We start from the raw sequence: 20221 nt of genomic DNA on the forward strand, positions 1-20221 counted from the left end.
GATATGATGATTCGAACTCGTCGCGGCAGCGACATACTGACTTCTCCTGCGTTGATGGGCAAGGGCGTGACCATGGTACGCGATTTCGTCGTTGGATCCGGGGTGGCTGGGGGATGGGAGTTCGCCCGTTCGGACGTAGGGCACCCCCACCCGATTTTATCGTTGCTCCGATGTCTGTTATGGGCTCTTTGCTTGGTTTGGATCGCATTCGGTGCGTCCGTGTCGAAATCCCAGGAGCCGACCGTATCGCTTGATCGATACCGATCGGTATCGTCCGAGGAGCGGATATCTATGCTTGAATCTATTCGGGAAGCCACTCCTCGTTTACGAATGGGTGATCTGCGAACGGGTGATCTTCAAGCGGGTGGCTTGGAAGCGGGGAGCGGGGGTGGCGCATCGCTCGCCAACTACGACGATTTGATTCGACTCATCGAATCGACCATCGATGGGGATTGGCTCATCAATGGTGGGACTTCGACAATTGTCCCCTATCGCAACGGTGTCCGAATCTCGACCGATGGATTGATCGAACGAATCGATGCTGCAGAACGCGATGCCGCAATCGCCAAAGCGAATCGCATGGGGCGCATGCGATGGGATGGGCTCGGGGATTGGCAGAAACCATCGAATCTTCGATGGGTATCGCTGCATGAAGTCGATCGCTTGCTCGACGCCCATCGGAGGAGCGGTCGACTTGGGAAGCTAGAGCTGGAATTACTCGGCGGAATCGTGCGCATCGACTATCTCGCTTTGGACTCCGAATCGAACGAATGGCTTATCGGCGGTCCTGCAGGCGATCTTGTCCCCAACTTAGATGGGGAATTGGTCCATGAGCAATTGCGACTTCCGCCTGTCCTGCTCGAAGACTTGATCACCGTCGCACCTCATATCCTCAGCGGCGGAGGTGAGTTTGGATGCTCGATTGACCCTGACACGAAGAGACTCCAACAAGCTTATGAGTATGCGCTTCAACCCGGAGCACAACGTCCGCTACAACGCACTCCCGATCGATGGATCGAAGGTTGGCGCAAGCTCTTGGGGGCCCAAAATACAACCATCGTAGGACTGCCCCCTGATTCACCGACCGCCTTCGCACTTCTCAAGGCCGATGTGGAGATGAAGATGATGGGACTCGGGCTCGAGCCCTTACCTCCTAACCTTCGATCGTATTGGCACGAAACCGAACTCCTACAGTCCCGATCTCCAAGTGGATTGGTGCGATGGTGGTATACGCTTCATACCAACAAGATTCCTTACGATTCCGAACAAGCTGTTTACAAGATTTCTGTTCAGAACGTGAAAGTTCTGAGCGAATCGCAATTCATCAACGAGCAAGGGGATCGCGTTGTATCCACTTTGCCCGACATCGCCGCGGACGCATTCGCAACACAGTTCACCAAACACCATGAAGAAATCCAGCGTCACTCGATCGTCCAAGCGCGATTGAGGCATATTCTCGATCTCGCTGTCGTGATGGAATTGATCCGAAACGAAAAGGGAAAGGGGCGTGGAACCCCATTTCTCTGCCTCCACGATTTGGAGATCCAACCTCGCATGGCGCGCACGCCTCTTCGCATCGAATCGATTGCATCGACTCACAAAGCGAAAGATGGAACTCGCTTTGCGGTCGTCAGCGGCGGCGTAGCGATTCGAACCTTAGGCCTTGGGAAACGACTTTCTCTCGGTTCGAATCTGCAAGCGGTAACGGTCGAACGGAATCTGAATTCAAAATCGCCGTTTTGGATGGAAGACGTGGGATCCCATCGTTAATTGGAATCTCTCTCTCATCGACTCCGGACTTCGTTTCCGTTGACCCGTCGCGAGTTCAACCATTTTATCTCCGAAGGTCCAAGAACCACAGAACAGACCGAACACTCGGAAAGATGGCCATGTAAATTCCATTCGCCGGTGAACCAAGACAATCCAACATGGATCAACAGGATGGACAGGATAACACCTTTGTTTTCTGAAGATCCTGTGCATCCTGTCCATCCATGTTCCTGACCGTTCCTCCAATCAGCCGATTCTCACTCGGGCGTGACCGGCTCATCCTTGGAGTGATCGCTTTGACAGAAAAATGCTGCTACAAGATGTTATGGCTGCATTTCTTGCGTCGTCTAAATGTTTTCGCTTCTCGCATCCAGGTGGGTAATGAGGGCAAAACTTGGTTGCTGCGAAAAGGAGAACGGCGACTGAAGACCGAGGCTTGTGCCACGACTCATGTAGTAACCCAACATGGATCAACAGGATGGACAGGATAAGACCTTTGTTTTCTGAAAATCCTGTGCATCCTGTCCATCCATGTTCCTGACCGTTCCTCCAATCAGCCGATTCTCGGGCGTGACCGGCTCATCCTCGCAATGATCGCTTTGACCGAGGAATGCTGCTACAAGATGTTATGGCTGCCTTTCTTGGGTCGTCTAAATGTTTTCGCTTCGAGCATCCAGGTGGATAATAAGGGCAAGGCTCGGTTGCTGCGAAAAGGAGAAAGACGACTGAAAACAGAGGCTTGTGCCACGACTCATGTAGTAACCCAACATGGATCAACAGGATGGACAGGATAAGACCTTTGTTTTCTGAAAATCCTGTGTATCCTGTCTATCCATGTTCCTGACCGTTCCTCCAATCAGCCGTGTCAGTGATCGCCTAAAAGGGGCCCGTTAGGGGCGCTTCAAAAGGGGCCAGTTCGACAAGAAAGGCATGGTTGACTCAGATAGCGGGTTTCTTTTGGAACCCGACTATGGAGTGTGCCGTGGTACGTCGGCTGGATATGGATAAAAGACAGGGAATTAAGCAGCTTTTCGCTTCAGGAATGAGCATGCGGCAGATCGCCCGCACCCTCGGAATCAACCGAAAGTCCGTTGCTCGCCACTTGGCTGCTCGTAGTTCAAAAGAGGCCAGTGCAGCCGAAGCGCCCATCGACGAAGCGCTCACCGGGTCCGATGATTCAAAAGGGGCCAAAGCGCCCAACAGTGGCCCCCTTTGAAGCGCTCAATGACAGTAGGACCAAGCCCCCGCCGTTCAATACATTTTGCGACGATCTGCGACAGCCGAAACGATTCCGGCTATGAGCATCCAAATTACGGGTATTTGAGCCGCCTCAACCATCGCCGCATAAACAGGCGGAGGATTCCGACCGTATGTTGCGATGAAGATGGTAAGGACTATAAATACCGGCAGTGACCAGAGAAGACCATTTCGAGCTCCCCTAAAAAACCCAGTAAGCTTTCTAGGTGGATCAAGTGGAATACCATTTGTTACCTCTCTCTGATAGGGATTCACTTCATTTTGCATAGGTAGCTCGATTGAAGATATGGTCGCAAAACGAGTAGTTTTTCCAAGCACCTGGACTTCAGTTAACGCAGATCAATTCGAACGACTGAGCGAATTGTCTGCCAGCAGTGAGTTAGTCCCGGTGCGGGCATTGGTTTGTGGGGATCAAACCCCCTACGCGAAACTGGACACTTGAGGAGATCAGTCTACCATTTGGAGACTTCGAGAGAGCATGCACGTCGGGTGGTGTGGAAAGGTGCCTTGCAACGGACATGCTGACCCGATCACGCCATGTTGTAATTATTTTACGGTTTTGGTTGCTTGGGCAATGGCAAGTGCTTCTGAAGCGTTGCCAATAGCTTCTTTGCCTTGCCGTCATTCTTGAATCCGTAAAGTTGCATTTCTGCCGTACCAGTTTTAGCATCGACTCTTGGCATATGGAAGTTATGGCATTCCCAACAGACTGTCGTCTCGAAGATTAATTTGTCGTCGCGGTAAAAGCGAATTCCATATGGTGGTGTGTGACACAGCGTTCTGTTCGGTTGGAACTCTAACTCTCGCCAAGCCTGTACGATATTCTTGCAATCGGTTCCCCTTATCGTGACGCGTGAATCAACACCAACGTAGAAGCGGGACTTTTCTTTAGCACCGTAGCCACCAATTGCGAGCAGAAATCGTTCAGGCAATCTCTCCACTTCAAGCTCGTTCTCACTCGCAATTGCGAGATTGGATAAAGTGTAGAGCTCAATTCGATCTGCGTTGGGCAACGAGTCTGTAAACGCGAAGGTAGCAATATTTGATAAGGTACTTTGCAGAATCGCAGCATCCTGACCTATCAATGTGTCGCAGAGTAGGAAAACCAATACGAGGTTCAATAAGAATTTCGTCATGCTGCTCTCAATTGTGTTTTGCTTAAGACTACCATTCATCTAGAGGCGTCAAGTAAAGTTTCTAGAAGTCGAAGCGGCTGTTTCGCTGCAACGGATTGTGTACGCCCGGAAAGGGCGTTGGTTGATGTGGAAAGCCCCTGTGAGAGATAGGACACTCTACGAATTCAGTCTACCACATTGCGACTTCGAATGTTCGGTCCAAAGTAGTATTGGGACGGCTCACAGAAACGAGCATCCTGCCTCAAACTATCCAGCGTCCGGTGTTTCGGGATTGGCCCGTGCCTTGCGGAACCAACCAGTGTAAAGCAACACACCTACAGAGGCGAGGCATGGCGAGAACACGGGAGCAGCGTTGGTGTCAGTCATCGCAACGCACGATACGAACGTCGCGACACATCCGATGATCGGAATTCGGTATTGCCAACTTCGGAAACCAGCGTAAACCTGTATTGAGAGTAGACCGATCAGGACAAGGTCACGCCAAGATTGTGAAAATGTTGGAGCAGAGCTGTCATCCGCGACAAGTGGCCGAAAATGCCAGAACAGAGCAGAGATTACTATGTTGATGAGGAAAGCTATGCCGAGGGTAATCAGAACAACGCTTGCAAGTCTTGCAACGGGGTGCGGAGGAAGACGAACATCGCTAACGATGCCAGCGGAAGCGAGAGGTGGATGATACGGATTCTTGTCGTTCACTAATGCACCAGATTGGTGGGATTACCTAAGTTATGGGGCAATCAAGAGATTAGCCACCATGAGCTTTGTCCATCAAACGTAAATGAGATCGTGGCATCGTGAGACCTCAAGAAACTGGAGTAATCTTAGGGCAAGGAGGGTATTTCAGACATGATAAATGCAATTTCTTCGAATAGGCAACGACCATTTGGCGGGGGCCGTTTGATCTCAGTTTCTATAGTTCCGAAGGGACCGTTAGGGGAGTCGGTGCAGCATTGTGGTCTGCGCCCTTGAGGCGGGAAAAAACGTCGCCTTCAGGTATTTGGTTTGGCTCCCAAAGTCGATCATGTTGGCATGAGTACTCGTAGACCCACAAAGTCCTTTGCGTCGCATCATAGCCAGTATAAGCCGCTTGCCCTACGCCAGAATCAAATCCCGAGTACCATTTCATGGCTTCCATCGCTCGAAACTCAATGGATGGCGGTGTCCACCAAAATGGCGAATCCCCCGTTTTCCAGTGCAATGGCGGTGGCCCGGGAATGTTCCGGCGAACCGCTTCCAATCCTCGGTCTTCCTTCCCAACGGATCGACGAGAATGCAACTCCTGAACTGCGTGAACCGAGTCTGCCCATCTCTGTGCTGAATCGTTATCCAATTCAATCTTGTACCATGAGGAGTGACTGTCGATCGAGTATTCGTGCTTTCGAGAGACCGACCGAACATTCGATGGAGCCACATCCGAAGGCCACTCAAACATCGAGAATTGCTTAGTTCTGCCCCTTATGAACTCACGGTAGGACCATGAGTCAAAAACTTCGTGTGTTTCGCGGAAGGCAGCGTACAATTCGACAAACTCTTTGAATGTGGAGGCTAGAGGGATTGTTTCATCCGTTTCCATCACACGCCAAGCCGTTGCTCCGTTCGGTTTGATAAATAAGGCATCACCATTATGGCAGTGAAACAGCAACGTTGCCGTTGCCCAATCTCCCAAGGAGCTTTTGTCACGATAACCGAATTCCTCGGCAGTTGGCCATTGGTCGTATGCAAACTGCCCCGCGGTATCCGCAGTCTCTTCGCCCGACCCCGCAAATCGTTGCAAAAAATCGGACATCGTTGGTCGCAATGATTCGTCAAAGAAGGCGAGCCGTTCTTGAATGATTTCTTCGGGTGGGGGCTGAACGATATAGATCGCGTCGTACTGAGTCGTTTTCGATTGCGCGTCCAAATACTGCCGAACGCATCGCAAATGCCCACGCCTCGACGCGAAAACGACCTGGCACGGCGTGAATTCGGCCATTCGGCTTACTAGCGGCGAGAGCAATGGATCGTCGCTTTTCAGGCGTTGAGCGACGATACGGCTCGCGTTCGAGACATTGACGTCCAATAAAGAAGAAGTCCATGGATCAATTTCTTCGCGATTGGTGGGAAGGTTCGATGGCGGATGCATGAATTCAGGTTGCGCCTGGTTACAGCCGAAGAGAACAATCACGAGCAATAAGAGACAACGTCGGTTCATTGTTAGCTACATTGGAAGAACTGATTGTCATCCTAGGTTGAGTCACATGCAATTCTCGCTAGTTGTCCTGGTCTGGTCAACTTGTCCCAGATTTCCGCAGGAAGATTCATCCCCCTTGCTGCGATGTGTGTGTACGGTGCCCGGCAACGATCACTCTTGCTCGATATTCCGCAATCGTGAGATTGGCCGAAGATCAAATGGAGTGACACGAGGGTTCTGTGTAGGAACTCGAGCCCTTGGGATGATTCGAAAAAACTGTACTTCGGTGGTGGACAATGGGACTTGCTGTCCTAATTTGTTTCGGTTTCGCATCCAGTTCTGCAAAATGGATCTCGGGACGGCGACATGACCGGCGCATTGTTGTTGAGATAGGTCGTTGTCGGCTGTTTCTGTTCGTAGCCTCGCAGATTCGGCGTGAATGCAATCGACTGGGGAATGATGAACTGATGGCAATCGACAGACTCGATACTTACCCATACATTCGCAAGCTTCCTTCCCACGGTCGGTCGCCCTCGCGCAGTTGCCCTCACCATGTGCTTGCATTTTCGTAGTGGTCATTTGGCATACTGATCTCCCAGAGATTCCTATCTCAAACAGGGGACAGGTCTAATCTGACAAGTGATCACTTCCTTGATTCACGACGGTGTTTTTCAACCACGGACCACTCGGAAAACACGGAAAGGGAGTAAGAAATAGGGTGTGGCCTTCCTTCGGTGTGTTCCGTGTATTCGGTGGTTCTTGGATCTTTGGCGGTAGCTTTCATCGTACTCGAAAGGGACGTTGATGACCGAACCAATCTTCGACCATGAACGACTCGACGTTTATTGACTTGCGATCGACTATGTCACGTCTTCTTATCGAACCGCGAAATCTCTGTCGGGCATCGATCGACATGCTCGCAATTAATGGTTGCGTGCTGCACAATCGATCCCGTTGATCATTGCCGAGGTAAACGGAAAGCAAAGCCTCAAGGACAAGAATCGACTTTTCGAGATCGCGCGTGGGTCCGCTTTGGAATGTGCTGCGATTCACGAAATACTCCAATCGTTTCGAAGCGATTGACGCGGAATCGACACGGATTGGAAAAGCCCATCTCAAACGGTTCGTTTCGATGTTGACTCGATTGATCCAACGAACCGAGACGGTTGCCGAGCAGTCAATCGATTACGAGTACGAGTACCGCGATGCTGAGTACGAGTAGGAAAAGAAGCACGAGCCAAGCATTGGACCGAAGTGCTCGGTCGACACGCTCTGATATGCTAACTTTTACTGCTCGCACTCGGTCAATGCGGTCGTTAGCTCAGTAGAGTTGCGACAGGTCTTTCGAGGTGTAATGTTGATTTCCAAACAATCGTGTGCTACCGAACATGGGATCGATAACCTATGGCTTCGCGACCAATCCATTCCTGGGATTGCATGGGAGCAGAACACTAATCGTCGCTAATCAACACTAATAAGGAATAGCAACAGGTTCGTGTCGGCTTTCGATTAGTGGTAATGAGTGTTGATTAGTGTTCCTGTTTGCCTAATCCGCTGAACTTTGCATTCTGGCAGTATTCGGGTTCGTCCTTGGAACGGTTGACTCATCACAGCGGTTCTCGCATGGGTGATGTGATTTCTAAGAAATGATCTTCTAGAATCTTATCTGTACTGGAGGCTGTCTCTAACTTGTGCAATTTACTTATTTACTTGCGAGACCGTCCCCACTAGCGGTCCATCATCCCTTGCCGCGACATCGGCGATCGCAGTCGTTCTGGCGTTATAGCATCGTGCTCTTGCACAGTGAAACGGTCCTCGTGCTCGTAATCGAATCGAGGCAACCAGAACCGCACACTTCTTCGACCACGATCGGCTTGACGTCTAACCGATGTGGGAGCAAATGTATTGCAACTCGGTGTAGTCTAGGATTCCATGCCGGGAGCCTTCTCGCCCGACACCCGATTCCTTCATGCCACCAAACGGCGCGATTTCCGTCGAAATGAGACCGGTATTGTGCCCGACAATTCCGTAGTCCAAGGCCTCGGAGATTTTCCAAAACCGCTGGTAGCTCTGCGTGTAAAAGTAGGCCGCGAGTCCAGCTCGGGTATCGTTGGCCAGTTCAATCGCTTCCTCATCGGTTTCGAATGTCATGATGGGAGCAACAGGCCCGAAGGTTTCCTCGTGGGCTATTCGCATGCTGCGATCAACACCCGTCAAAACGGTCGGAGTGAAAAAAGTTCCACCGAGCGGGTGTCGGGTTCCCCCGCAAACGAGCGTCGCCCCTTTACTAATCGCATCCTGCACATGGGCTTCGACTTTCTGAAGGGCCGACTCGCTGATCAATGGACCTTGATCAACCCCTCGCATCATCCCATTGCCGACTCGCAAGCTCTGTACTTCGGCTGCTAATTTCGACGCGAACAATTCCGCAAGAGAGCGATGCACCAGGAAGCGATTAGCACAAACGCACGTCTGGCCCGCATTGCGATACTTGCTCGCCACTGCGCCTTGAATGGCATCCTCCAGATCCGCGTCATCGAAGACGAGAAATGGAGCATTGCCACCCAGTTCGAGGGAGAGTCGTTTGAGTGTTCCCGAGCAAGCCTGCATCAATTTTTTACCGACGGCTGTGGAACCTGTGAAGCTGATCTTTGCGATGCGCAAGTCGCTGGTGAGCAACTGGCCTGCCATCTCCGAGTCGGTAGTCGGAACGACATTGAAGACACCTGCTGGCAATCCCGCCTTATCGGCTAGAGCCGCCATGGCTAGTGCGGTCAATGGAGTTTGCGGAGCTGGTTTGGCAACCACGGTGCAACCAGCGGCCAAGGCGGGTGCTACCTTGCGAGAGATCATTGCAGCTGGAAAGTTCCAAGGAGTGATGGAGGCGACTACCCCCACTGGCTGCCTGGTCACCAAGATCCTTTTGTCTGCCATGTGGGGAGGGACCAATTCGCCATACAATCGCTTTGCCTCTTCTGCGAACCATTCGATGAAGGAAGCCGCATAGCGAACTTCTGCGATCGATTCTGTGATCGGTTTGCCTTGTTCCAGCGTGATGATCTCTGCCAACGGTTCGACGTTCTTCATCATTTCGTCGTACCAAGCGCGAAGCAATAGTGCGCGCTGGCCGGCGACCATGCGTCGCCACGATGGAAAGGCTTGATGGGCGCATTGAACTGCCCATTCCAACTCCTCTTGCTGCAAATCGACAACCTCTGCGAGCAAGGCACCTGTGGCAGGGTTTGAGATCGGCGTGCGTCGATCCTTTTCCGGGCTGTACCAGTTCCCTCCTATGTAAGCCTCGGTTCGAAGCAACGGATGGGCAATAGGGTGATCCACCATGGCTAGAGGGCTTCCAAGTGTTGAAGCCAACGCTGGACTTTGGGGAAGATCTGAGTGTCTTGAGCGTTTGCAGCGTCGGGATTCTTGAGAGTGCTCCAAGATTCTTTGTAGTAGCTAGCTGCGTATCCCGCTTCCGTGATTCGTTCGACGAAGCCAGAGAGACTTTCGTCGTCGCCATTGATAAAGAAGCGAGGAGATTTGCCCGGCTCTGCACTGGCGAGTCGCACGCGGCTACCAATTTTTGCATCGCTGAGCCAAACCGCGTTGAAATCGTCTGGAAATTGCGCTACGGTAACGAGCCCGAGCACACCACCAGAAGCGATCCCTGCCACGCAGGTGCGGCGTTTGTCGATCGTGTAGTTGGTGCCCAAATAGGCTCGAACTCGCATCCCGACTTCCACTTCTTCGAAGCTCCAAGCGCGTTCATCGGCCGATTGCACGACGGCGATGATCCATCGGTGATCTGCACCGAATTGCTCCCAGAGATCCGACCACGTTTTCGATTCTTGCTGACCTGCATCGGCATAAACCAGCAGCAGACCATAGGCCGTATCCGCCGTGTAATTGGCCGGAACTACAGCAAATGCTTTGTTCTTGACATCCCCGATGGGAATCTGAACGGTTCCCTTCGCAGGCTGCTTGCCTTCAGGGTCCTTCGATTCCTCCCCATCCTTATTCACGCGGGGGTATTCAAAGACTGGTAGGGAAACGTCATTGACAGGTCGAACAGAGGGTTGCACCGTGATAATCTCAGGCGATTGATCGGCTTTCGCGCCAGTCTTAAGAACTTTCAACGGAAGTGGTTCGCGGTAATCCCAAAAAGGGAGTAGTAATTCTAAGGGTTTGTCGTTACTGAGAGTTTCGCTAGAGAACCCAGTGATGCGATCCCCGGTTTGGAAGCCTGCTTTGCTCGCGGGGCTATCGTTGAGTACGAGCAAGATCTCTTCGGAACCATCGGGTTGACGCGATGCGATCAGTCCCAGATAGGGTTCGCGATAAGGTGGAAGATCTTTGACCAATGTCATCGACGATTGGATGGTCTGTGATCCGCGGGTGACTTCGAGAACCAATGGTTGCCCCGCATCGATGGGTCCCATGGCATGCTTGAGATTCGAGTGCGTAGCGACCGGACGGAGTGTGGACTCCGATCGACCTGCCCGGATCACTTGATCTCCAGCTTGAAGTCCAGCTTTGGCGGCCGGCGATCCAGGAGAAACGCCGCTGAGCACAATACCCTCTGCGAACTCATCCCTGCCGCGGACGCGAAACCCAGCCTTGCCAGAATAAATATCTTGTCCGGATTGGAGAACAGGTAGGCGTTCGAGGATGTCGGTCAAGGGAATGGCGAACCCAATGCCTGAATCGTACCACTGTTCGACCTCTCCCTCGGTCACGATTCCCGGATTGATCGGGGTAAGGATTCCCATGGTCCTGCCGTAAAGATCGATCAAGGGACCGCCGTAGTTTTGAGGCGAAATCTTGCAGTCGGTTTGAATCGCTTTGTCCCAAATCCGTCCCTTGGCACTCAGGATGCCCAGGCTGCGGCTGGCGGTTCGGACATCGAAGCTCTTGCCGAGCGCGATGGTCCATTGCCCAACCCGCCAGGTCGTGGATTCGCTGGGCACAGCCGGTCGCAACGATTCATCGCCGTCGATTTTGAGCAAGGCAATTTCGCGGCTGAAGTCGCGGGCAACCAACTTCGCTGCCTTGCGCTCTTCGTTCGGTAGAATCACGGTGATCGATGCGGGCTGCCCTTTGAACAAGAAGTTACTGGTGGCAATCCATCCCTCTTTGGACAAGACGGTGCCTGTCGAGGGCCCAGGTGCAACGGCTTGCTTATTGACGATCTCCATACCGCCAAAGGTTTCGATCTGCACCACGCTTCCTTGCGCCCAATTCGCGGCGGACTGCATCGCGTTTTCTTCCGCGATGTCGAGTGGGACTTGTTGTGCACTTAACGAGGTGCAAAGCAAGCAAGCCAGGAACCACACGAATACAAGCCAATAGACAGAGAGTACAGAGGAAATGGTGTGGCGCATCGATTACGGCCTTACTTGTATGCGAATGAGCTCTTGGCCTCGTTGCACAAGCAGTTGAAACGAGTCGGCCCGATTGATAGTGCTGAGGATTTTTTCAAGCGACTTGCGGGAATCGATGCGTTGATCGTTTACGAGCAGGATGAGGTCGTTGGTTTGAAGGCCTGCTTGGGCTGCGATCGACCCGCTGCGGACGTCGTCGACAAAGGCGGGTGTTTTGGGGAGCACATCGGGGATCAACGTCAAGCCGAGGTCGGAGAGGCGATGAGGTTTTTCGACCGATTTGGCGGTCTCCAAGTCGAGCGTCGCGGTCCCTTTCAGGATGCGATCGATGGAGGACTGCACCACCTCGAGAGGGAGGGCGTAATTGAGCCAAATGCCTGACTGTTCGTCTCGAATCTCTTTGCCGAGCATTCCGATCCACTCACCTCGGAGGTCGACCAACGCGCCGCCTGACGCACCCGGATTGTTGGTCATGACGTCGAGCACATAGACCTTTCCTTGATAGAGCGATTTCGTCTTGCCACGCCGCTGTGTCAGAGGGGCGATAGCCATGACTACCCCTTTTTGCACACTGTTGTATTCGTCGCCGGTAGCGATCCCAAACAAATTGCTGACGCCGAAAACACGCTGCCCGACTGTCGGTTGGGGGTTGGAATTCAGAGGGAAACCTGTCAGACCTGCATCTTCGACTTGCAGTAGTGCGATTTCGTTGGCCGGATCGACCCCAACGACCGTGGCGTCCAGCCTCCGTCCATCAAAGACCACGACTCGTACCTTGGCCACATCCAACACAGTGGTCCAACTCGTGACGATATGTCCTTCGTTTCCGACCAGGACGCCGCTTTGGTAACTTTCTAGTCCGCGCGCCCCTCCCGCTCCGAATAGTTTGACGACCTTCTCTTGAACTTGGTCGACCAATTGCTCTTGGGTAGTGAGGACGGAATCAGGCTCCGTCCCCCTGGCGGGATGGAGTGGAAGAAAGGAGAGCGCGAATGTTGAAAACGCGGTGCATGTTGCAAGCCATCTGCAGGTGAATCGATTCATTACAGTCCCTCCTCTTTGCTCGGCTGAAGGAACTGATGGGATTTGATTTGCGCGATGAGTTTGGATTCGAGCCCAAACTGAAGACGCAATACGGTTGGGAATCGTAGTCGATTGTTGAAATCAGCCTTCTCAAAGTAGACTTCCGCAGGATCGCTGATCGTATCGGGGAAAATCTCCACCAATCGGAACATTCCATCCTCGGGGTCTGTGTAAACCAAACAAGTGACTTCACCGATGGTGAGTTTCGTGGTGTCCATGAGTTCTCTCTCTCCGACGACCGGATTGCGTCCCAAATAAATCGCTTCTCCGATCAATCGAGGACCTTTTGCATGCCACTGTTGCCAAACGCGCAGAGCGATGGCTAGGCTCATCGGTGATTGTTTCTTGACCGTTTGCTGCCAACCTTGCACAGCAGGCAACGTCTCGGTCTGGTCCCCCATTTTGAAGGTGAGAGACGATTCAGACCATTCGCCCGACCAAGTCTGATTCTCTGCTGGCAACTCCCCTTGCCATTTCCATACCCCGGCATTTTGATCTGCTTCGGTGAAAAGGGTGTGCACTTTTTGAAGCTGAGTGATGCGATCGAGCTCTGCTTTGTTGAAGTAGTAATTGGAGAATCCCTTTTTGGCTTCATAGAGATCCGCCAGTGCATCGACTTGTTTCTCTGTCTCCTTCTCACGATTCAATGGGTCGTTTGGAGAAGGTGGCTCCGAATCGCCGGGATTCTCCTTGGAATCGCGCCGAGGAGGCTGTGGAGGTCGATTGCTCTCCCCCTCCACGATTTCTTCCAGCTCGCTGGGCAAGTGAAGACTTTGAAGCCGAACGTAGGTGTCGAAAACCCCGTCTTCGCTTCGATATCGGACCGGGATGCGCCACAAGTCTGGGTAAATGCCCAGGATATTCTTCAGTTGGTTTGTGGTACCGATGTCTCGATCACCGACCCGCAGAATCTCATCACCGAAGCGGATCCCTCTTCGAAAGGCATCGCTGGTTTCCAGGATATTGCTGACGGTAACCAAGCCCTTGGTGTCGGTCGCTACGGTGAATCCAAGGGTCGCGTGGTCCACGACCCGCCCCGAACGAAGCTGCCAATAGAAATACATCGCCTGCTTGATCGAGATGGCATACCCCACTCCCACATTCACTCGGCCCCGTTTTTCGAACGAGCAGCGACCATTGATACCGATCAACTCGCCTTGCATATTGAACAACGGGCCGCCTGAATTTCCTGGATTGATCGCCGCGTCGGTTTGGATGCAATCGCTGTATTCGAGAAACGTTCCGCTGGGGTACTGGTAGCGACGGACACCGCTCACCAAGCCGTAGGTGACGGTCGGCTGCAGATTGGTAGCCAACACAAAGGGATTTCCAGCGGCGAAGCACCACTGTCCTGCGCGAACTTGATCGCTATCTCCCAGCGTGGCGACAGGGAAATCGTCCCTGCCCACCATCTTCAGAACGGCCAAGTCCCCGGTGGGGTCGATGCCTGCAACGACGCAGTCGTACATCTTCCCATCGTTCATGCCGCATTTCATGCGATGTCCAAATGGACTGGAAACGTGAAAATTGGTTAAAACGTATCCATCGTTGGAAATGCACACGCCCGACCCGCCACCTTGCCCATCCGCCCCATGCACGGCCACGGTAGCCAGACTGGCTCGCTGCATGGCTTCGATTCGCTCCGTCTCAGCCTGCAATACGATCGGCGCAGGAGGAGGTGGACTCGTTTCTTCCTGACCGGAGACCCGTGCCAAGTTCAGAGGGAGGGCCGATATCGACGAAACGACCCCCAGCCAACTCATTGCCCTGCACTTCGCTACGGCAAGGCTTATAACAAATAGGTACACCGAAGCAACGCTCCAGCGATTCCTTAACGAAGCAGTCGCGGTTGTTTCCATTGGACTTCCGTTCCTGTTTGGGAGGGGGAGCGACTTTTGACCGCCAACGTGATTCGTTTCTCAGGTTGAATGGTCGCTTGGATATTTAGAACGGTTTGTTCGGGCGAGAGTGTCCCGGAGTAAATGACTTCCGAGTCTTGCAGGACTTCGATTTGCAACTCGGCACGGTAATCCCCGAGCTGGGTTCGCTCGACGCGGGATTCCAGTCGCGTGACTCCGTCCGGTGCCCGGAAAGTGTACGTGCCAGGCAATGAGAAAAGGAGGTCTTGATTGGCCGCCCCGGAATCGCGGGAGGTTGCTCGCACGAATCGAGGTTGAAACGCATTGGGTGTACGTGGGGAGAGGAACTTCCAATTCCCCCAAGCGTCGACCGTCGCATCAAGTTTTTCTGACGAAGAAACCCACCGAACGTTCGCGGTACCGAACCGGATCTCGAGAATGTTCTTCAGAGGGACCGATCCGAGAATCTTCGACGGGCTTTCGATTTCCAAGCGATCCGTTTTCCAATCGAGGCGGGTGCAATTCCAAAGGGAACCGTCGAGGGTGACCACTTCGATGGCCGGGGTAATGCGAGGTTGGTTGGGTTGGAACCATGTCATGCCGAGGAGTTTATCGATCGACATCTCCAGCTTTTGATCATCGAACCCAAAGGTTACTTGCGACTGGCGGACTTCGACAATGGTTCCCCCGACACGGGTCAACTCCCCGCTCGGGCGAGTTAGGATCAATCCGTCTGATGCAATGTTTTCTGCGAGGATCTCGCGCCAAGGTCCTTCTAGACTCGCTTCAAAAGGTTTGAGCTGAGCATAGACTAGCTGTTTGGAGGAAAGGGGTGATGTCAGCTTCCAAGATGGCGATTGAGGGGTCCATTCCTCTCCCTTGCCGGAGAGGGATTCGAAGCGGAGTTGCGAACCATCGACGGTTACGAGGACGGGTACGGGGGGCTGTCCAGAGGGCGCCGTTGCGGCCAATTGAACCACCCCCACTTCGGACGCAGGGAGTGTCTGCTCACCGTCACCGGTTCGGATTCGAACCGATTCATGGCTAAGTTCCAGCAATTCCCCTTCAAGATTCGAACCATCGATCTTGGAAATCCGAACCTGAAGGACGTTTGCTTCGAAGGAGGCTTGGGCGGTGCTGCTGATCACGGTGCTGACCGAGGAGCTGGCAAGGGCAGCCAGCAAACCAAACACGACCGTACACAGGCGGACAACGCTGAGGGAGCTGAAACAGCAGAGTGAGCCCACGGTACTGAAAGAGCCAGCAGTGCTGAAAGAACCAGCCGTGCTGAGAGAACAAACGGGGCCGAGCAGATCATGACGCCGAGATCGTTGTTTTTTACTCGGCACGGAAGTCCTCAGGCGGTGTCGTTGGAATAAGCAGATTCGATTCATCGTTGTGAGAATTCCTGCAGTTGGTACGGCGTCCTTGCAACTCATTTGGTAGTATACCGCAAATGGAACGGACAAGGAACGAACTCAACGCATTCGGAAGACTTGAGGTGCGATGAAAGCGGCATATATTCGGCAACCTGGGCCACCTGAAGCGATCGAGTATGGGGAATTGCCTCTTCCCCCCTGCGCACCCGATCAGATTCTGGTTCGAGTCGCAGCGGTCTCGGTCAATCCGATCGATACGTATATACGTGGTGGAGCAAACTATTGGCCGCTTCCTAGTCCCTTTATTCTCGGCTGCGACTTTGCAGGTACCGTCATCGAGGTGGGAAGAGAGGTTCGTTCCCATCAAGTCGGCCAGCGGGTTTGGGGATCCAATCAAGGACTTCTGGGCAGGCAGGGGACCTTTGCGGAGACAATAGCCATCGACCCCAAGTGGGCTTACTCCACGCCAGAGGGAGCGATGGACCGAGACATGGCCGCGATCGCGTTAGTAGGCATCACGGCCCATCTTGGACTGTTTTCGCGCGCTCAATTGAAGTCGAAGGAGACACTCTTCGTACGAGGTGGCACCGGTGGCGTCTCGTCGATGGTGATTCAGATGGCGAAGGCCGTCGGGGCCAACGTGATCACCACGGCTGGAAGTGCGGACAAGGCCCAGCGATGCCTCGAGCTGGGAGCGGACCACGTTATCGAATACAACCGCGAATCGTTAGCGGATCGACTGAAGGAATTTGCGCCGGAAGGTGTGAATGTCTTTTGGGAGACACTTCGAGAACCTGATTTTGATTTTGCGGTATCGTCGATGGCGTCCAACGCTCGGATGATTCTGATGGCGGGCCGGGATGCAAGACCTCCATTCCCGGTCGGGCCTTTCTATGTGAAGGGCTGTTCGCTTCACGGTTTCGCCATGTTCAAAGAGTCCGCCGAATCGCAAGCGGCTTCCGCTGCCGATATCAATCATTGGGTCCGAACTGAAGCCCTTCGCTCGCAGATCGATCGCGTTTTGCCTTTGGAAGAAGCAGCGCAAGCCCATCGACTGCAGGAACAGCACACCGTCCAGAAGAGCAGCACGCTCGCTGGAAAAATCGTTCTCGAACCTAACTACTCCAAACACTGAAAGCACGGACAGCGAATGACGCGAAATACGCTTGGTGAAGCACGGACAAAGATTGTCGCCACCGTGGGCCCCGCCTGTGAGGATGAAGCGATCCTCGCGGAGTTGATCAACCACGGAGTCGATATCTTTCGAATCAATGCAGCGCATGGGACGCAGGCCGATTACTCGCGGGTCCTCGAAAAGATCGTTCGGGTGCGTGAGAAAACCGACTTCCCTGTCGGAGTTCTGCTCGATCTAGCTGGTCCCAAAATTCGACTTGGAAAACTCTTTGACGAGGAACCGCTCGAAGTCGATATCGGGACAGAAGTCACCTTCGTTCGCGGGGAAACTCCGCGCAGTCGCTACGAGTTAACCAGCAACTACACCAAACTGATCGATGAGTTGACGCTGGGTGATCTGGTCATGCTCGCCGATGGCATGATTTCCATGCAAGTGATCGAGAAGCAGAAGGATTTCGTTCGCTGCGAAGTCTCCGTGCGAGGGACGATCCGTTCGAAGCAAGGGATCAATCTCCCCGGCACTTCCCTTTCGGTGTCGTCCATGCGACCAGAGGATGTGGACAACGCACTTTGGGCTGCCCGAAACCATGTCGACTTTATCAGTCTATCGTTCGTTCGCTCGGCGCAGGACGTCCTCTCCCTGAAGAATTTGCTTGCCTCCATGGACGCCACCGCGCTCGTGATTGCGAAGATCGAAAAGCGAGAAGCTCTCGAGCAACTGGAGGAGATCGTCGATGCGGCCGATGGAGTCATGGTCGCCCGAGGTGATTTAGGGGTCGAAATCGATGTCGCCGATACACCGGTCGCTCAAAAGCGGATCATCCAAGTCTGCCGTGAGAAGCTCAAGCCGGTGATTGTCGCGACCCAGATGCTAGAGAGCATGCACCATAACCGCCGACCGACTCGGGCCGAGGCGAGCGATGTCGCCAATGCAATCCTCGACGGTGCTGACGCGTGCATGCTCAGCGGTGAAACCGCGATCGGTGACTATCCCGTTATCGCGGTCGACACCATGAATAAGATCATGCTGAGTACAGAAAAACTTCTGAAGACCCAACCGAACGATTCGAAGACGCGATTCTTCAGCCGGGTTCATCCTGTGACCTCTGCCGTGACACACAACGCTGCGAATATTGCGGAAGCCATCGATGCGAAACTGGTGGTCGTCGCTAGTCGCTCCGGCGGAACCGCCTGGGTCAAGGCGAAGCAACGGAACTATATTCCCACCCTAGGTGTGAGCGACTCGGATCACACGCTTCGGCGCATGTGTTTGTTCTGGGGGATCATGCCGCACAAGGTAAAGAATTTGGACAACCCGGAGATTCTGATGGACGAGGTTACGGCTTGGGGGATATCTCGAGGGATGTTGAGCCCGGGCGATCGTGTCGTTTATGTCACAGGCACGGGGGTGCTTCATAACACCCACAATTTGTTGGTTGTACACGAAGTACCTCCGATCAAGTCTTGATTCCGTTCCCGATGACCAGGAGGTAGGAGCAGCATGATGAACGCACGCGACGCATCTTTTGCCTTGAACCGAAACCTTTTGTTGCTTGCTTTCGCCATCGTCGCATGGTGTGTCCTGAGCGCGACGGCGACGCGAGAAGCTTTAGCGGACGACTGGGCGGTCGTCCGCGGGAATTCCCAAGGGACTGGGGTTGCATCCGGAAAGCTTCCCAAAGAGCCCAAAGTTCTCTGGGAGTTCAAAACCGAGAACGATCAAGCGGGATTTGAAGGAACGCCAGTCATCGCCGGAGGGAAAGTATTCTTAGGCGATTTCGAAGGGAACGTGTACGCGTTCGAACTCGCGACGGGCCAAATCGCATGGAAGGTCAAGGCGAAGGAAGGATTCGTGGCCGCGGGCGCGGTTCGGGGCGAGTATTTGGTCATGGGTGACTTCAGCGCCAACATCTATTGCTATCGCACCACCGATGGGGCCGAGATTTGGACTGGGGAATTGGATCAAGCCATCGTGAGCGGAGGAAACTTCGTCGAGGATGAGGTCTTGCTGTCGAGTGACTCAGGATCCCTCTACGCGATCGACTTGAAGACAGGTAAACAACGCTGGACCTACGCGACAGGTGACCAGCTTCGATCGACAGCCAGTCTTTGGAACAATATCGCCTTGCTGGGTGGCTGTGATAGTAAATTGCACAAGATCGATGTTGCCAAGGGAGAGCCCATCAGCGAAGGCGAGCCATTGATGGCCCCGACCTTGAGCACACCCAACATTATCGGAGACGTTGCGATCGTACCCACGCAGCCAGGGGTGGTGTTCGCCATCGATGCCAAAGCGGGAAAGACACTCTGGAGCTATGAACCAGATGGTGGGGCAAACTCCGACATTCGAGCTTCTTCGGCAACATTGGCCACCTGGAAGGATGGCAAGCTAGAAGGGGTTGTCGTTGTCCCGAGTCGCAACAAGCGATTGATCGGGCTCGACGCCGCAACGGGCAAATTGAAATGGGAGGCCGTATTGCGGAAACGATCCGACGCATCGCCTGTCATCTGCGATGGGAGAGCTTGGATTGGTGGTTCGGACGGAATGGTTTACGCGATCGATGTCGAAAATGGAAAAGAGAGCTGGACGTATCAGCTGAGCGGACAGATCTTGGCCTCCCCCGCGATTGCGGATGGCAAGATCGTGATTGCGACGGAGAAAGGAACGATTATTTGCTTCGGTGAGTGATCGCGCCTTGTTGCGATTCATTCCAGCAAGATTTCATCATGAAGCAAGTCATCGCTATCATCCGTCCATACCTTGCGGAAAAACTCCTCGATCATCTGAAACTTGCACCGCTCGAGGCATTGCAAGTATCCGAAGTGAAAGGATTCGGTCGGCAGAAAAGTTATTTGGATCAATATTCCTCGACCGAATTCTCTCTATCCTTCCTTCCTAAAGTCGAGGTTACCCTCTGGGTAGACGACCTGAGATTGGAAGAGGTTCTGGATACGATTGTCCGATCCACTCGAAGCGGTCGGATGGGGGATGGAAAGATTATGGTCTTGTCGACAGAAGACTGGGCTCCTCCCAGCCGATAACGAAGCTCTA

General features: G+C 53.4%; 16 protein-coding genes. 8 read left to right on the plus strand and 8 right to left on the minus strand.

Translation table 11 applies throughout. The features are described from left to right. Window positions 1-3 precede the first annotated feature (3 nt). Together SH467x_RS20025 and SH467x_RS20030 are read left to right on the plus strand one after the other, a co-directional pair. Window positions 4-1770 (plus strand): DUF1598 domain-containing protein, encoded by a 1767-nt coding sequence (locus SH467x_RS20025; protein WP_482368860.1) that lies wholly within the window; start codon window positions 4-6, stop codon window positions 1768-1770. Between the two features lie 982 nt (window positions 1771-2752). Next, window positions 2753-2986: a helix-turn-helix domain-containing protein gene (locus SH467x_RS20030; RefSeq protein ID WP_482368861.1), complete on the plus strand. Its 234-nt coding sequence runs from the start codon at window positions 2753-2755 to the stop codon at window positions 2984-2986. Window positions 2987-3578: 592 nt separating this feature from the next. On the opposite strand, the gene SH467x_RS20035 is transcribed toward SH467x_RS20030, so the two are convergent. The 3 genes from SH467x_RS20035 to SH467x_RS20045 all read right to left on the minus strand — a co-directional run bounded on the left by SH467x_RS20035 (window position 3579) and on the right by SH467x_RS20045 (window position 6854). Next, window positions 3579-4163, minus strand: a complete 585-nt coding sequence (locus tag SH467x_RS20035) for a hypothetical protein (RefSeq protein WP_482368862.1) — start codon at window positions 4161-4163, stop codon at window positions 3579-3581. Between the two features lie 910 nt (window positions 4164-5073). Then, window positions 5074-6354, minus strand: coding sequence for a hypothetical protein (locus SH467x_RS20040; protein ID WP_482368863.1), 1281 nt, complete (start codon window positions 6352-6354; stop codon window positions 5074-5076). A 290-nt stretch (window positions 6355-6644) separates the two neighbouring features. After that, complete coding sequence (locus SH467x_RS20045; protein WP_482368864.1) at window positions 6645-6854, minus strand: hypothetical protein; 210 nt, start codon at window positions 6852-6854, stop codon at window positions 6645-6647. Between the two features lie 433 nt (window positions 6855-7287). On the opposite strand from SH467x_RS20045, the gene SH467x_RS20050 reads away from it, so the two are divergent. Further along, window positions 7288-7416 carry a hypothetical protein gene (locus SH467x_RS20050; protein ID WP_482371404.1) on the plus strand — a complete coding sequence of 43 codons (129 nt, stop codon included), beginning with the start codon at window positions 7288-7290 and terminating at the stop codon, window positions 7414-7416. Continuing rightward, on the plus strand, window positions 7355-7555 hold the full coding sequence (locus SH467x_RS20055) for a hypothetical protein (protein WP_482371416.1): 201 nt from the start codon (window positions 7355-7357) through the stop codon (window positions 7553-7555). The genes SH467x_RS20050 and SH467x_RS20055 overlap by 62 nt, the downstream gene beginning before the upstream one ends. 659 nt (window positions 7556-8214) lie before the next feature. Here the strand turns inward: SH467x_RS20055 and SH467x_RS20060 are convergent. The 5 genes from SH467x_RS20060 to SH467x_RS20080 all read right to left on the minus strand — a co-directional run bounded on the left by SH467x_RS20060 (window position 8215) and on the right by SH467x_RS20080 (window position 16005). Further along, window positions 8215-9675, minus strand: a complete 1461-nt coding sequence (locus SH467x_RS20060; protein WP_482368865.1) for an NAD-dependent succinate-semialdehyde dehydrogenase — start codon at window positions 9673-9675, stop codon at window positions 8215-8217. 2 nt (window positions 9676-9677) lie between these two features. Continuing rightward, on the minus strand, window positions 9678-11714 hold the full coding sequence (locus SH467x_RS20065) for a trypsin-like peptidase domain-containing protein (protein WP_482368866.1): 2037 nt from the start codon (window positions 11712-11714) through the stop codon (window positions 9678-9680). Window positions 11715-11717: 3 nt separating this feature from the next. Beyond that, entirely contained in the window at window positions 11718-12758 is a 1041-nt protein-coding gene (locus tag SH467x_RS20070) for a S1C family serine protease (RefSeq protein WP_482368867.1), read from the minus strand. Beyond that, on the minus strand, window positions 12758-14560 hold the full coding sequence (locus SH467x_RS20075) for a S1C family serine protease (protein ID WP_482368868.1): 1803 nt from the start codon (window positions 14558-14560) through the stop codon (window positions 12758-12760). The genes SH467x_RS20070 and SH467x_RS20075 overlap by 1 nt, the downstream gene beginning before the upstream one ends. Before the next feature lie 68 nt (window positions 14561-14628). After that, a complete protein-coding gene (locus SH467x_RS20080; protein WP_482368869.1) occupies window positions 14629-16005 on the minus strand; it encodes a hypothetical protein in 1377 nt (458 codons plus the stop codon). A gap of 157 nt (window positions 16006-16162) precedes the next feature. Here SH467x_RS20080 and SH467x_RS20085 point away from each other — a divergent pair, with 157 nt between their 5' ends. The 4 genes from SH467x_RS20085 to SH467x_RS20100 are packed head-to-tail and all read left to right on the plus strand — an operon-like array spanning window position 16163 to window position 20211. Beyond that, a complete protein-coding gene (locus SH467x_RS20085) occupies window positions 16163-17170 on the plus strand; it encodes an NADPH:quinone reductase (RefSeq protein ID WP_482368870.1) in 1008 nt (335 codons plus the stop codon). Between the two features lie 15 nt (window positions 17171-17185). Continuing rightward, window positions 17186-18637, plus strand: coding sequence for a pyruvate kinase (gene pyk, locus SH467x_RS20090; RefSeq protein ID WP_482368871.1), 1452 nt, complete (start codon window positions 17186-17188; stop codon window positions 18635-18637). A 33-nt stretch (window positions 18638-18670) separates the two neighbouring features. Continuing rightward, window positions 18671-19858, plus strand: coding sequence for an outer membrane protein assembly factor BamB family protein (locus SH467x_RS20095; protein WP_482368872.1), 1188 nt, complete (start codon window positions 18671-18673; stop codon window positions 19856-19858). A gap of 38 nt (window positions 19859-19896) precedes the next feature. Beyond that, on the plus strand, window positions 19897-20211 hold the full coding sequence (locus SH467x_RS20100) for a P-II family nitrogen regulator (RefSeq protein ID WP_146679731.1): 315 nt from the start codon (window positions 19897-19899) through the stop codon (window positions 20209-20211). The last annotated feature ends 10 nt before the right edge of the window (window positions 20212-20221 follow it).

Origin of the sequence: Brakhagea slesvicensis, assembly GCF_052161625.1 — a bacterium.
Classification (GTDB): domain Bacteria; phylum Planctomycetota; class Planctomycetia; order Pirellulales; family Pirellulaceae; genus JBKCUI01.

What these genes read in the sequence shown, in the direction of transcription:
- SH467x_RS20025 (WP_482368860.1), top strand. Translation starts at nt 4, where the DNA reads ATGATGATTCGAACTCGTCGCGGCAGCGACATACTGACTTCTCCTGCG.
- SH467x_RS20035 (WP_482368862.1), bottom strand. Translation starts at nt 4,163, where the DNA reads ATGACGAAATTCTTATTGAACCTCGTATTGGTTTTCCTACTCTGCGAC.
- SH467x_RS20040 (WP_482368863.1), bottom strand. Translation starts at nt 6,354, where the DNA reads ATGAACCGACGTTGTCTCTTATTGCTCGTGATTGTTCTCTTCGGCTGT.
- SH467x_RS20060 (WP_482368865.1), bottom strand. Translation starts at nt 9,675, where the DNA reads ATGGTGGATCACCCTATTGCCCATCCGTTGCTTCGAACCGAGGCTTAC.
- SH467x_RS20065 (WP_482368866.1), bottom strand. Translation starts at nt 11,714, where the DNA reads ATGCGCCACACCATTTCCTCTGTACTCTCTGTCTATTGGCTTGTATTC.
- SH467x_RS20070 (WP_482368867.1), bottom strand. Translation starts at nt 12,758, where the DNA reads ATGAATCGATTCACCTGCAGATGGCTTGCAACATGCACCGCGTTTTCA.
- SH467x_RS20075 (WP_482368868.1), bottom strand. Translation starts at nt 14,560, where the DNA reads ATGAGTTGGCTGGGGGTCGTTTCGTCGATATCGGCCCTCCCTCTGAAC.
- SH467x_RS20085 (WP_482368870.1), top strand. Translation starts at nt 16,163, where the DNA reads ATGAAAGCGGCATATATTCGGCAACCTGGGCCACCTGAAGCGATCGAG.
- pyk (WP_482368871.1), top strand. Translation starts at nt 17,186, where the DNA reads ATGACGCGAAATACGCTTGGTGAAGCACGGACAAAGATTGTCGCCACC.
- SH467x_RS20095 (WP_482368872.1), top strand. Translation starts at nt 18,671, where the DNA reads ATGATGAACGCACGCGACGCATCTTTTGCCTTGAACCGAAACCTTTTG.
- SH467x_RS20100 (WP_146679731.1), top strand. Translation starts at nt 19,897, where the DNA reads ATGAAGCAAGTCATCGCTATCATCCGTCCATACCTTGCGGAAAAACTC.